An 11,638-nucleotide genomic window follows, 5' to 3' on the forward strand; every position below is an offset into this window, starting at 1 on the left:
GCTGATCCTTTCACGACACACCGGCCCGCCGCGGCCCCGTGACCGTCAGCTTCCGGCCGGCACCTGGTCCTTGACGTCGTCGTAGGCGACCGCGCCCGGCGCCGGCGCCGGGGTGTAGATCACCCGGATCACGCCGGTCGGGTACGCCTCGGTCGCGGCCACCCGCAGGTGGTACGGCGCGTCGCCCTCGTCGAACAGCCGGCGGCCCTTGCGGGCGGCGACCGGGTGCACCAGCAGCCGCAGTTCGTCCACCAGGCCCGCGGCGAGCAGTTGCTGCACCACCGAGATCGACCCGGGGATGAGGATGCCCTTGATGCCGCTGTCGGCCTTGAGCGCGCGCACGGCGTCCACCAGGTCGCCCTGGATCAGCTCGGAGTTGCGCCAGGAGAACTCCAGCGGCTGGCGGGAGACGACCACCTTGCGCATGTCGCCGAGCTGCTTGGCGAACGGCGCGTCCTCGCCGCCGGCGGCCTCCCGGTCCGGCCAGGCGCCGGCGAAGCTGTCGTACGTCTCCCGGCCGATCAGCAGCACGTCGGACGTGTCGTAGTCCTCGCCGACGGCGCGGCCCATGTTCTCGTCGAAGTACGGGAAGTGCCAGTCGGGGTCGATCTCGGCGACACCGTCGGCCGAGATGAACAGCGTGGAGATGACAGTGGCCATCGCGGTGCTCCTTCTCAGGTGGGTTCGACGGTTCGACCGCCGCACCGGGTCGAACTCATCGGCCCGCGACGAGCTCACCGGGATCAGAACGTGAAATCCGGTGGCGCGCCCTCGCCCACCCGCCCGTCGACCGCCTCGCGGAGGAGGTCCGCGTGGCCGGTGTGCCGGGCGTACTCCTCGATCACGTCGAGAAGCATCTTGCGAACGGTGGGGACGCGCCCGTCCGGCCAGGTGAACGACGACGGCCCGGCCAGTCCACGTTCGGCGACGACGGCCTCCATCAGCCGACGCGACCGCTGTACCGCGGCCCGCCACAGCGCGTACACGTCGTCCGGTGCTGCCTGCGCGCCGAAACGCCACTCCCAGTCGGGCTCGGCGTCGAAGTCGACGCCCTCCCACGGCGGTCCGTACTCCTGGCCGGCCGTCTTCACGGCCAGCCAGTCCGCCTCGACCAGGGCCATGTGCGCGATCAGACCGCCGAGTGTCATGGTGCTGGCGGCGGTTACGGCGCGCAGGCCGGTCTCGTCGAGCCCGTCGGTCTTCCAGGCGAAGGTCCGCCGGTTGCGCTCCAGGACGGCCAGCAGCGCCTCGGCCTCGGTCTCGGTGCTCGCGTCGTCCATCGCCGAAGCATAGGCAGCCGACGACATCCGTGGGGGGCGGCGACGGTCCGCCCGGTAGACGTGACGCGCCCGGCGCCGCGGTCCGCGGGTCAGCCCGGGGTGAGGACGCAGAACTCGTTGCCCTCCGGGTCGACCAGCACCCGCCACGGGGTCTCGGCCCCGCCCAGGTCGGCGTCGGTGGCGCCGAGGGCCCGCAGGCGGGCGGTCTCGGCGTCCAGGTCGTCCGACGGATACGGACGGACGTCGAGGTGGACGCGGTTCCATCCGGTCTTCGCATCGGCCGTGCGGGCGAACCGCAGGTACGGCCCGACACCCTGAGCGGAGCGCAGCACCGCCTGCTGGCCGGTCACCTCGTGCACGGTCCAGTCGGTGGCCCGGCCCCAGAAGCCGGCCATGCCGCGCGGGTCGGCGCAGTCGACCACCACCTCGGCGATCGGTCCGGTGTCCGCGTGCCGCGGGTTCGGCTCCCGTACGCAGAACTCGTTGCCCTCCGGGTCCGCGAGGACCGTCCACGGCACGTCGCCCTGGCCCACGTCGGCGGGGGTGGCGCCGAGCGCGGTCAGGCGCGCGACCACCTCCGCGTGGTGCGCGGCCGAGGTGGTCGCGAGGTCGACGTGTACGCGGTTCTTCGCCGCCTTCGGAACGGAGGAGACGACGAGGTCGATGCAGACCGCGCTGGGGTCCGGGTAGCTGAAGCCCTCGGGTTCGAGGTTCGTCACGCCGGGGGCCTCGCTGGAGATCTCCCAGCCGAGCACCTTCGCCCAGAAGTCACCGAGCGCGACCTCGTCGTGCGCCTTCATGTTGATTTGTACGAGCCGGGTTGCCATGGCCGCGATGCTAGAACCCTGGCCGCGTCGCTGTGGTCCCGGCAGGTAATCAGGAATCGAGAAGCGCTCCGTCACCGCCGCGCCATAGCGTTGTCCTCAGGCGGTCGGCACCACGCGGACCGCGAGCCACGAGGGGGAATCGAGATGTCCGACGGGTTCAGCGCCGAGGAACGCGCCGCGATGAAGGAGCGCGCCGCCGAGCTGCGCGCCGAGGGGCGCAAGGGCGCGAAGAAGGCCGACGACCTCCAGGCGGTGCTCGACCGGATCGCGCAGATGGCGCCGGAGGACCGCGAGCTGGCCGAGCGCGTGCACATGACGATCACCGCCACCGCGCCGGAGCTGTCGCCGAAGACCTGGTACGGCATGCCCGCGTACGCCAACGCGGCCGGCAAGATCGTCGTCTTCTTCCAGGACGCGGGGAAGTTCAAGTACCGCTACTCGACGCTGGGCTTCCAGGACGCGGCCAACCTCGACGACGGCGACATGTGGCCGGCGTCGTTCGCGCTGGTGAAGTGGAGCCCAGAGGTGGAGAAGAGGATCACCGAGCTGGTGCGGGCCGCCGTGTCCTGACCTCGCGCCGTCAGGCGGCGTCGTCAGGCGGTCGGCACCGCGCCGAGAGCGAGCGCCGCGGCGTCGCGGGCGCAGCCCCAAGAGAGCATCACGCCGTTGCCCGCGTGGCCGTAGTTGTGCACGACGAGCGCGTCGCCACGCCGCTCGGCCTCCACGCGGGGCGTCGCCCGGCCGGGACGCAACCCGACCGTGTGTTCGAGGACCTCGACGCCGGCCAGGGCCGGTTCGACAGCGGCGCACCGGGCGACGATGTCGGCCGCCTCGGCCGGGTCGGGGGTCGCGTCGTCGCTGTGCCGCTGGCCACCGCCGAGCACCACGTGGTCGCCGTGCGGGAAGATCGACGCCCAGGTCGGCGCCATCGGCGCCTCCATGAAGAACCGGTCCAGGCCGGGGTTGCGCACCACGACCCGAGGGCCGCGAACCGGGTGGAGTTCGCCGTCCCCGGTCAGCGTCCGTGCCCCCAGCCCGGCGCAGTTGATCACGACCGGGGCCACCGTCGCCGCCTCGTCGAGCGAGCCCACCGGCGCCACCCGCACCTCACCCCCGGCGTCCCGCAAGCGCTCCAGGAGGTACGCGAGGTAGACCGGCATGTCGACCAGCGGCAGGCGGACGGCGAACGCGGTGCCGAAGCCGGCCGGCCGCTCGTCCTCGCCCAGCGGCCGGAAGCCCGGCGTCTGCTCGGCGAACGGGGGCGTCGCCCCGGCCGGCCGGGCGGCGAGCGTGCCGTCGCGCCACGCCACGCCCGGCATCGGCTCGTCACCGAACACCCGCAGCGACTCGTCGGTCCAGGCGCGCTGCGGATCGCCGGGTGGGGACAGATTCGGCCCGATCATCGCCCCGGCCAGCGCCGAGGTCGTGTGCGCGGGCGGCGCCGCGGTGCGGACGAGCACCCGGGCGCCGCTCTCGGCCAGCCGGATGCCGGTGCTGAGGCCACTGACCCCGGCTCCGAGGACGACGAGGTCCGGACGTGCGGTCATGGTGGGCTCCCATCGCGCCGCGGCTGTGGTCGTCCGCCCATTCTGCCCGGTGATCCCGCTTTCGTTTGCCCTAGCGCTGCCAGGAGTCGAGGCCGCGGACCGCGGACCGGGCGACGTCGTCGGCCAGGCCGGGGTCGTTGCTGCTGCCCTCCCAGCCCTGGTCGTGCACGACCGTGACGGCGTCGGCGACCCGGATCACGAGGATCTGGCTGGTGGTCCGGCCCTCGGCCGGGCTGCCGTCCAGGTTGGTCGCAGGTCGGCTCACCGTCACCAGCAGGGCCTCGTCACCGGTCCCGGCCATCGGCTCGGACCGGACGGTGACGGTGCCGCCCGAGGCCTGGAACGACCGGCAGTCCGCCACCGCGCCGCTCACCCGGCGCAGGTAGTCGGCGGCGCCGGTGCCCTCGAAGGCGAAGACGGTCTGGTGCAGCGTTCCGTAGGGGACGTTCTCCGGCGGGTCCTTGGGCTGCTTGTAGGCGCTCATCATGGCGGCGCTCGCGGTGACCGACCGACCGCCGCTACGGAACTCCTGGTCGCACAACCCCGGCAGCGCGTCGGTGACCTCCATCGGCTGCGCGTCGGTCTTGCGCAACTCCGGCGGCAGGTCGGCGAAGGCTGACGTCGGAATCGTCACGCGCCCGCCGGACGAGGCCGACGCCGACGGCGTCGCGGTCGTCGAGCCGGCGGCCGGCGGCGAGGTGGTCCCCGCGGCGCCCCCGTCGTTCTCACCGCCGCCGCCACACGCGCCGGCCAGCAGCGCGGTGACGAGCAGGGGTACGCCAAGCATCCGCCTTGTGCTCACGTCGACCTCCGTCCCGTGCCCGTCCCGACGACGTTCCCGATGCCACGTCCCGCGAAACGGCGCCTGCCTTCCCAACGCCCGCACCCCCTGCCACGCTCCGGGGCAGAGACTCCCCCGTGAATCAGCAAAGGGTTATTTGCGCAAGCAGGTGTTTGCGATAGCGTGGGAGACATGCGTTCAGCCGATGCGGATCTCGACCTCGCCTTCGCGGCGCTCGGCGACCCGGTCCGTCGCGCCCTGGTGACCCGTCTCGCCCAGGGTGAGGCCACAGTCGGCGAGCTGGGTGAGCCGTTCGACCTGACGCCGCAGGCCATCTCCCACCACGTCGGCGTGCTGCGCCGGTGCGGCCTGGTCGAGCAGCGACGGGAGGGCACGCGGCGGCCGTGCCGGCTGCGCGTCGACCGGCTCGCCCGGCTGAGTACGTGGATCGACGAGCAGCGCCGCGCCTGGGACGACCGTCTCGACGCGCTGGAGACGCACCTCGCCGATCCGGAGGCGGCCCGGTGAGGGCCCGCACCGAACGGCACGGCGACGAGCTGATCGCCCGGCGCCACCTGCCCGCCGGGCCGGACCGGGTGTGGACCGCCTTCACCTCACCGGCGGGCATCGCGGCGTTCTGGGGCGGCTCGCACGCCACCGTGCCGCAGTCGTCGGTGACTGTCGACCTGCGACCCGGCGGCGAGTTCGCGCTCGACACCCGCGCCCCGGACGGCCGGACCGGACGGCTGCGGTTCGTCTACGTACGCGTCGAACCGCCGCGTGAGCTGGTGTTCGACGAGCCCGTCACCGGGCTGCGCACGACCGTCACGCTGCGGCCCGCCGGGAACGGCACCGACCTCACCGTGCATCAGCGCAAGCTCCCGCCCGAGCTGCGCACCGACCAGGCGGCCGACGGGCTCGCCTCGATCCTCGACGCCCTCGCCGCCCACCTCCGACACCACGACGATGGAGACAGCAGTGAGCCGAGCAACCCAGCGTGACCTGGTCGCCGAATACTTCGCCGGCTTCCGGGCGAGCGACCACGAGCGCATCCTCGCCACGCTCACCGACGACGTGGAGTGGGTCATCCACGGCCACCGGACCACCCGGGGCCGGGCGGAGTTCGACGGCGAGATCGAGAACCCGGCGTTCACCGGCAGCCCGCGCCTCGACGTCGAGCGCGTGCACGAGGACGGGCCGGTCGTCGTGGTGACCGGCGAGGGCCGGGGCGTCAGCGTCGAGCACGGGCCGTTCCGGTTCGCCTTCAACGACCTGTTCACGTTCCGGGACGGGCTCATCGCCCGCGTCGACTCCTACGTCGTACCGCTGGGGTCCGCCGGGTCGTGAGCGCGGTGCCCGCCTCGTGCGGCTGCTGAGGCGTGTCGGTTCCGTACAAGACGGCAGGTGACGGCCGTTCCTAGCATGGCCGCATGCGTGATCTTGTGTACACCGGATTCATGTCGCTCGACGGCGTCGTGGACTCCCCGGGCGGCGGTCCGGGCGAGGAACACCGCAGCGGCGGCTGGGTCGTCAAGGACGTCGAGTTCCTCCCGGAGGCGTTCTCGCTCAAGGGCGAGGAACTGGAACAGACCACGGCGCTGATGTTCGGCCGGCGCAGCTACGAGGCGTTCGCGCCGACCTGGCGCGACTCCGAGGACCACGCCGCCTACCGGGACCTGCCGAAGTACGTGGTGTCGTCCAGCCTGCCCGAGGACGCGCTGATCGACGGCTGGGGGCCGGTGACGATCCTGCGAAGCAGCGCCGACGTCGCCGCGCTCAAGCAGGGCGACGGCGGCGACATCTTCATCCACGGCAGCGCCGAACTCGCCCGCCGCCTCGCCGAGGCGGACCTGATCGACAGGTACCACCTGCTCGTCTTCCCGGTGCTGCTCGGCGCCGGGAAGAGCCTGTTCAGCCAGGCGGACCGGGACCGGCAGACGCTGCGTCTGCGCGACTCGGCCGCCTACCCCAACGGCGTCGTCAAGCTGATCTACGACGTGACCCGCTGATCCGGGTCCAGCGCGATCGCACCACCGGCGCCCGCGCGCAGCTCACCGGCCGTCCGCCCGACGTACCGGCGCAGCGCGCGGGCCAGGTGCGGTTCGTCCACGTACCCGAAGGTGGTGACCGCGTCGGCGGGTGGGCCGCCGGCGGCCAGCAGCACGGCGGCGCGGCGTGCGCGGTCGATCTGCCGCACCGCGCCCCGGGTCAGGCCGGTCGCGGCGCGGAACCGGCGTTCGAGGGTACGCGGCGAGGCCGGTGGGCGGCCGCCGCGCAGGGTCTCGGTGACGAGCGGGTCGCGGACCACCACGCCGGCCCGGACCAGCCGGTCGACCAGGGCCTCGGCGTCGTCCGGGCCGGGCGTGGCCCACCGGCCACCGTCGAGCCGGAAGGTCCTCCGGCTCACGTCGGGCAGCTCGGCGCCGCTGTCCACCAGCGCGGGCGTGGGTACGAGCCGCAGCGAGGTGCCCACCGCGAACTCGATGCCGACGAATGTCGCTCCCTCGGGCACTGGCGCGGTGCCGGTGGCTGTCTCCGGCCCGGAGACGGCCGCGTACGAACGCCCGTCGCGCTGCCAGAACACGAGTCCCCAGCACGGCGTCGCCACCGAGGTCATCTCGTCGACCCGATCGCTGGTGCAGGTCCACACGGTGTCGATCCAGGCCGAGTCGGACGCCCGCGTCGTGAACCGCAGCTCCACGGCAGGAGCATACGGCGGCCATGGGGGGATCATTCACTCACCGCCTCGCAGGATCCTTCGCATTCCTGAAAGGACGGTCGAAATACGGAGGTGGAATGGACCGGTTGGGTGAGCGTTGCGCGCAGTGCCCCGAATCGCTACCGTCGCGGGATGACCGACGAGCCACCGGTACGGGTCGCGCTGCGGGTCAATGACGTAACGGCGGCCTCGAGGTTGTATCAGAGTTTTGGTTTCGCCCCGGTGGGCACGGTGCCTGGCGCTGATGGTGGTCTCGCCATGGCAATCCTCCGGCGGGGTCCGTTGCAGTTGCTGGTCGACGCGCTGGTTGGCATCCCGTTCCCGGACAGCGCCCGGGAACGTCAGACGAAGACCGGCCCGCGCGGGCTCGGCGTTGTCATCGGGCTCAAGGTAGACGACATCGACGAAGCCGCCCTGCGGTGTGAAGCTGCCGGCTGCGTCATCAGTGCCGGTCCGGCGAACGCACCGTGGGGAGAGAGGTACGTCGAGTTCGAGGACCCCTTCGGCTATGCGTGGAAGTTCTTCCGAGTGACCGACTCGACGCACGACGGCTTGCAGTCTGTCCACGATCTGTGGTTCGGGCAGGCAGGCTCGTGATGCGCCCCCTTCCGAGTGGGACGGACACCGCACCGCCGTCACCGCTCTACCGTGCGGCGGACTCCTGCCCGTTCCGCTCGTCGTCCCGGGCGGGGTAGCCGAGGATCTCCGCGAGGTCACCGGCCGCCTTCGTGTACGCGGCGTAGATGTCGTCGTCGAAGTGGTTGCGCCAGTCGCCGGACGCGCCCTTGCGGTAGTGGGAGATCCGCCCGGGCGTCTCCTTCGACTTCTTCATCTTGGTGAAGCTGTAGCGGGCCAGCAGGGCCTCCAGCTCGGCCGGCGGCAGCGTGATCCCGCAGTGCCGCAGGAGCTGGTCGACCTCGTCGGCCTGCCGCTCGCCGGTCAGGTCCTCGTAGCGGAACAGCCGGAACGTCTCGTCGCTCGGCGCGACCGCCCAGGAGCGCATCTGCCCGAACTGCTTCTTGTCACGCAGGCGGTCGATGACGTAGAGCATGCCCTCCTTCTTCGGCAGTTCCTGGAGGGCCTTGCGCGCCTGCGGGATGTCGCCCATCGGGGCGTGCGAGTTGCGCAGCGAGAAGTAGCTCGACACGACCACATCACGCGGATCGCGGATCACGAAGAACGCGCGGTAGCTACCGGCCTTGGGCACTGCTTCGAACCGCTTGTGGGAGAGGAAGATCGCCAGGCCGATGCGGCCGGCCGGCACCGGGGCGGTCGCCCCGCCGGAGTAGAAGCGCGGGTCGTAGGGCAGCAGCCCGCAGTGGCGGTAGACGGCCGGGTCGCTGAACAACGCCTTGATCCACTGGCTGCCGGTCTTGCGGACGGTGCAGTGGAAGATGTTGTCGAACTCGCTGCGGGCCACCACCGGAACGGTGAGTCGCATGCGGGTGTTGCGCGCTTCCATCTGCGCCCGCCGGGCCGTTACGCGCAGAGAATTCGGCGAATTGTGCTTGGCGAATTCGACGGCCCGATTAATCATTTCCCAACCTCATCCGGACCCCGCGGAGCAGGGGCAGCACGATCAGCTTCCGCACGTCACGCAGGTGAAATCCGCAGACTCCGCCTGCTCCGCCCCGCGCCCCGACGCGCCGCTAGGAATATCCCCGACGGTCCGATTAATGTCAATCCCGGGCGGCTGGGAGAAAGCTGAAAATCTACAATTTCCATAGGAATTGCAGAATAAGCGCGACGGGCACCCGCGGCGACTCGCGCACCGGCACAATGAGCGCCGTGCTCACCGCCGACGTGCGGGAGGCCGCCTACACGCTCGACATGAGCTGACCACGCCCGGCATCGCGGCCCGGCGGGCGTCATCGTGGCGCCGGCCGAGCAGCCCGGCTGACGGCTACCCGGCGTCCACGGCGGCCAGCACCGTCATCGCCTCGCGTTCGCGGACGGCCAGGTCGGTGAGGACCGCCGAGGCGCGGGTCAGGTGGGTGGCGTCGCCGGTCCGCCCGGCGGTGGCGAGGTGGTCGGCGACGGCGGTCCACAGCGGCGCGATGTCGGCGTACATCCGCTGCGCCCGCCGCACCCGCGCGTCGCCGGTGACGGTGGCGGCCTCGGCGAGGAAGTCGCGGTACACGGCGCGGAACAACGCGCCGCCGGTGCCGCCGCGTTCCATGAGCGTCGCGGCGAGCGGCAGGTCGCGTGCCGGGCCGGCGGCGCGGTCCAGCCAGCGGGTCACCCGGGCGGCGGCGGTGGCGATCCCCCGGTGGCCGAGGTTGGCGATCGGCGGGTCGAGGAACGCCCCGGCGTTGGCGCGTACCGCCGCGCGGACGGCGGCGTTGAGGTCCGGCGTGCCGCCGGGCGCGGTGAGCGTGTACGACAGGTGGCGCGCGGTCATCGGTCCACGCGCGGCACGCGCCCGCGCCAGGCTCTCCAGCGTGGTGGTCACCGCGCCGCCCTGCTGGGCGGTGTCGACCAGGTGGGCGTGGGTGTCGTCGTAGCCGTACATCGCGACGGTGTGCCCACCGAAGTGGACCCTGGTGGTGAAGTAGTCCAGGTGGTACGAGTCGAGTTGCAGGCCGACCGGGTGCCCGGCGTCCAGCGCGTCGGTGACGTTCCGCCACGCCCTGGCCGCCGACGTCGTCTCCCGGACGCGCAGGTCCAGGCCGAGGCGGCCGGCGGCGGCCCGGGTCACGCACAGCGGTTTGGTGCGCCCGCCGAGGAACGGCACGTCCATGCTCTTGGCGTCCCAGTAGACGAAGCCGAGCCCCTCACCGAGGCCGAACAGCATCGGCTCGGACAGGTCCAGACCGGCGTGCCGCGCCAGCACGCCGAGCGTGGTGGTCTCGCAGTGCACCCCGCCGGTCGGCGTCACGTCGTCGAGGATCACGTCGGCTCCTGTTCGCCGGGCATCCGGCGGGCCACCCCGGCGAGCAGGTCGGCGGCCTGGACGCGCGGGTCGTCGCGCGAATCGGTCATCACCAGCCCGGCCAGCGGTGACGGGCCGGCCGGATCGCCCGCGGCCAGTGCCGCCTGGAGGCGGCGCAACCGGTCCTCGGTGAGCGCGCTCTGCTCGTCGTGGATCACCAGCACCCGCCGCCGGCCGGCGCTCCAGTGCAGGACGGTCTCGGCCAGCGCCGGCAGCAGCGGCTCCAGCGGCGGCGGGATCGTCCGGTCGCCCGCGTACAACCGGGCCTGCACGGCTGCCACCCGGGCCGGGTCGAGCGCGTCGAGAACCGCGCCGGCCTGTGCGTCACCGATGTGACGCCGCAGCGCGTCACGCGCGGTGAAGAACCGTGCCACGCTGCGGTCGTCCGCCCGGTCCCGCCGCTTGGTGCGCAGCATCTCGACCAGAGCGGCGAGGAAGACCGCCCAGCCGGGCCCGGCCGCCCGCCCGGCCCGGTGCAGTGCCGCCGCGGCCGGACGCCGGTCACCGGACAGGCGGGTGCCCGCCGCGTACGACGGTTGCGCCAGCAGCAGGTCGACGACCCGGGTGGCGAGGAAGAACTCCTTGTCGACCAGGTGCACGTGCGCCCGGCCGCGCAACGCGGACAGGAACCACTCCACCACCTCGGCGGCTTCCCGGCGGCGCAGGAACTGCCGGGACTTGACCTCGTCGGGCGAGAACCGGAACCCGGACCGCAGCGTACGGATCAGTTCGGCCGCCTCGTCACGGCTCAGGTCGACGCCGGCGTGGACGATCACCGGGGTGGCCGGGTCGAGCAGATTGGTGCCGGAGAAACCCGACTCGTCGCAGGCGATCTCCACCACCGGCCCGGTCACCGCGCCGGACGGCGGAAGCCCGCCCTGAAGCGGCAACCTGGTGGTGGACGTTCCCCCGGCCATGCCGCCATGCTCGCCGACCGGGCGCGCCGGGGCCAGCCGATTCGGCCACGCCGGCCTCATTCCCGCGGCCGGTGAATCGCCGCCAGGCGTGGCAGGCGGGCGTGCATCTGCTCGTCGTCGTCGAAGTCGAAGTCCTCACCGGCCGGGTCGGCCGGCGCCGGGCCGGGGGGAGCAGCGCGGTCGGCGGCGTCGAGCGCCCCCCAGAACGCGTCGGTGCCGGCGCCGGTCGCCACGGCGTACGCGTCGCCCGCCGCGCTCAGCACCGCCTCGCACTCGACCGCGTCGTCGTCCGGGTCGACGCCGGCCTCGGCGAGTGAGTCGGGATCGGCGACGGCCCGATCCCAGACCGCCCTCCCCTGCGCCACCAGCCAGCCGCGGAAGTAGTCGAAGCCGTCGTCCGAGCAGCCGCCGCGCATCAGGTAGGCGGCCGCCCACAGGTCCCAGCGCCACCCCTCCTCGGTCACGTCGTCGTACGCCTGCTCGAAGCTCACGATCGCCGCCGGACTCAGCACCGACAGCTCCGCGACCAGATGCCGGGCCACGGCGTCGGCTCCCTCGGCGGTGACCGTCTCGCGGCCCGCGGCACGGCGCGCCCGTTCCACGATCGCCCAGAACGTCTCCCGATCCACGGCGGG

The 11,638-nt window shown here is 72.6% G+C and carries 16 protein-coding genes; 6 read left to right on the forward strand and 10 right to left on the reverse strand.

Features of this window, described 5'->3' with window-relative positions; translation table 11 throughout:
- Positions 1-45: 45 nt before the first annotated feature.
- The 3 genes from ABIH81_RS29050 to ABIH81_RS29060 form a co-directional block, all read right to left on the reverse strand.
- Complete coding sequence (locus ABIH81_RS29050) at positions 46-660, reverse strand: dihydrofolate reductase family protein (protein ID WP_349878053.1); 615 nt, start codon at positions 658-660, stop codon at positions 46-48.
- A gap of 83 nt (positions 661-743) precedes the next feature.
- Positions 744-1,280, reverse strand: coding sequence for a DinB family protein (locus ABIH81_RS29055; protein ID WP_349878054.1), 537 nt, complete (start codon positions 1,278-1,280; stop codon positions 744-746).
- Between the two features lie 89 nt (positions 1,281-1,369).
- Positions 1,370-2,107: a VOC family protein gene (locus ABIH81_RS29060; protein ID WP_349878055.1), complete on the reverse strand. Its 738-nt coding sequence runs from the start codon at positions 2,105-2,107 to the stop codon at positions 1,370-1,372.
- Positions 2,108-2,251: 144 nt separating this feature from the next.
- Here ABIH81_RS29060 and ABIH81_RS29065 point away from each other — a divergent pair, with 144 nt between their 5' ends.
- Positions 2,252-2,677 (forward strand): hypothetical protein, encoded by a 426-nt coding sequence (locus ABIH81_RS29065; protein WP_349878056.1) that lies wholly within the window; start codon positions 2,252-2,254, stop codon positions 2,675-2,677.
- 23 nt (positions 2,678-2,700) lie between these two features.
- Here the strand turns inward: ABIH81_RS29065 and ABIH81_RS29070 are convergent, their stop codons facing one another.
- Positions 2,701-3,654 (reverse strand): FAD-dependent oxidoreductase, encoded by a 954-nt coding sequence (locus tag ABIH81_RS29070; protein ID WP_349878057.1) that lies wholly within the window; start codon positions 3,652-3,654, stop codon positions 2,701-2,703.
- Between the two features lie 70 nt (positions 3,655-3,724).
- A complete protein-coding gene (locus ABIH81_RS29075) occupies positions 3,725-4,456 on the reverse strand; it encodes a hypothetical protein (protein WP_349878058.1) in 732 nt (243 codons plus the stop codon).
- Between the two features lie 171 nt (positions 4,457-4,627).
- On the opposite strand from ABIH81_RS29075, the gene ABIH81_RS29080 reads away from it, so the two are divergent.
- From ABIH81_RS29080 to ABIH81_RS29095, 4 genes are all read left to right on the forward strand, one after another.
- Positions 4,628-4,963, forward strand: coding sequence for a metalloregulator ArsR/SmtB family transcription factor (locus tag ABIH81_RS29080; RefSeq protein ID WP_349878059.1), 336 nt, complete (start codon positions 4,628-4,630; stop codon positions 4,961-4,963).
- Positions 4,960-5,436 carry an SRPBCC domain-containing protein gene (locus tag ABIH81_RS29085; RefSeq protein WP_349878060.1) on the forward strand — a complete coding sequence of 159 codons (477 nt, stop codon included), beginning with the start codon at positions 4,960-4,962 and terminating at the stop codon, positions 5,434-5,436. Before ABIH81_RS29080 ends, ABIH81_RS29085 begins: the two co-directional genes overlap by 4 nt.
- Entirely contained in the window at positions 5,414-5,782 is a 369-nt protein-coding gene (locus ABIH81_RS29090) for a nuclear transport factor 2 family protein (protein WP_349878061.1), read from the forward strand. Before ABIH81_RS29085 ends, ABIH81_RS29090 begins: the two co-directional genes overlap by 23 nt.
- A gap of 83 nt (positions 5,783-5,865) precedes the next feature.
- On the forward strand, positions 5,866-6,444 hold the full coding sequence (locus tag ABIH81_RS29095; RefSeq protein WP_349878062.1) for a dihydrofolate reductase family protein: 579 nt from the start codon (positions 5,866-5,868) through the stop codon (positions 6,442-6,444).
- Here the strand turns inward: ABIH81_RS29095 and ABIH81_RS29100 are convergent.
- On the reverse strand, positions 6,426-7,136 hold the full coding sequence (locus ABIH81_RS29100) for a helix-turn-helix domain-containing protein (RefSeq protein WP_349878063.1): 711 nt from the start codon (positions 7,134-7,136) through the stop codon (positions 6,426-6,428). The genes ABIH81_RS29095 and ABIH81_RS29100 overlap by 19 nt on opposite strands.
- 150 nt (positions 7,137-7,286) lie before the next feature.
- Between ABIH81_RS29100 and ABIH81_RS29105 the strand changes: the two genes are divergently transcribed.
- Positions 7,287-7,751 (forward strand): VOC family protein, encoded by a 465-nt coding sequence (locus ABIH81_RS29105; RefSeq protein ID WP_349878064.1) that lies wholly within the window; start codon positions 7,287-7,289, stop codon positions 7,749-7,751.
- 46 nt (positions 7,752-7,797) lie between these two features.
- Here ABIH81_RS29105 and ABIH81_RS29110 read toward each other — a convergent pair whose 3' ends face one another.
- The 4 genes from ABIH81_RS29110 to ABIH81_RS29125 all read right to left on the reverse strand — a co-directional run bounded on the left by ABIH81_RS29110 (position 7,798) and on the right by ABIH81_RS29125 (position 11,632).
- Positions 7,798-8,691 (reverse strand): sulfotransferase domain-containing protein, encoded by an 894-nt coding sequence (locus tag ABIH81_RS29110; protein ID WP_349878065.1) that lies wholly within the window; start codon positions 8,689-8,691, stop codon positions 7,798-7,800.
- A gap of 366 nt (positions 8,692-9,057) precedes the next feature.
- The gene (locus tag ABIH81_RS29115; protein WP_349878066.1) at positions 9,058-10,047 is read right to left on the reverse strand and encodes a BtrH N-terminal domain-containing protein; all 990 of its coding nucleotides are present in this window, start codon (positions 10,045-10,047) and stop codon (positions 9,058-9,060) included.
- Positions 10,044-11,003 (reverse strand): DUF3800 domain-containing protein, encoded by a 960-nt coding sequence (locus tag ABIH81_RS29120; protein WP_349878067.1) that lies wholly within the window; start codon positions 11,001-11,003, stop codon positions 10,044-10,046. The genes ABIH81_RS29115 and ABIH81_RS29120 overlap by 4 nt, the downstream gene beginning before the upstream one ends.
- A 56-nt stretch (positions 11,004-11,059) precedes the next feature.
- Positions 11,060-11,632, reverse strand: a complete 573-nt coding sequence (locus ABIH81_RS29125) for a DUF4240 domain-containing protein (protein WP_349878068.1) — start codon at positions 11,630-11,632, stop codon at positions 11,060-11,062.
- Between the last annotated feature and the right edge of the window lie 6 nt (positions 11,633-11,638).

Origin of the sequence: Micromonospora sp. HUAS YX12, from assembly GCF_040215685.1 — a bacterium.
In the GTDB taxonomy this organism is placed as follows: Bacteria; Actinomycetota; Actinomycetes; order Mycobacteriales; family Micromonosporaceae; genus Micromonospora; species Micromonospora tulbaghiae.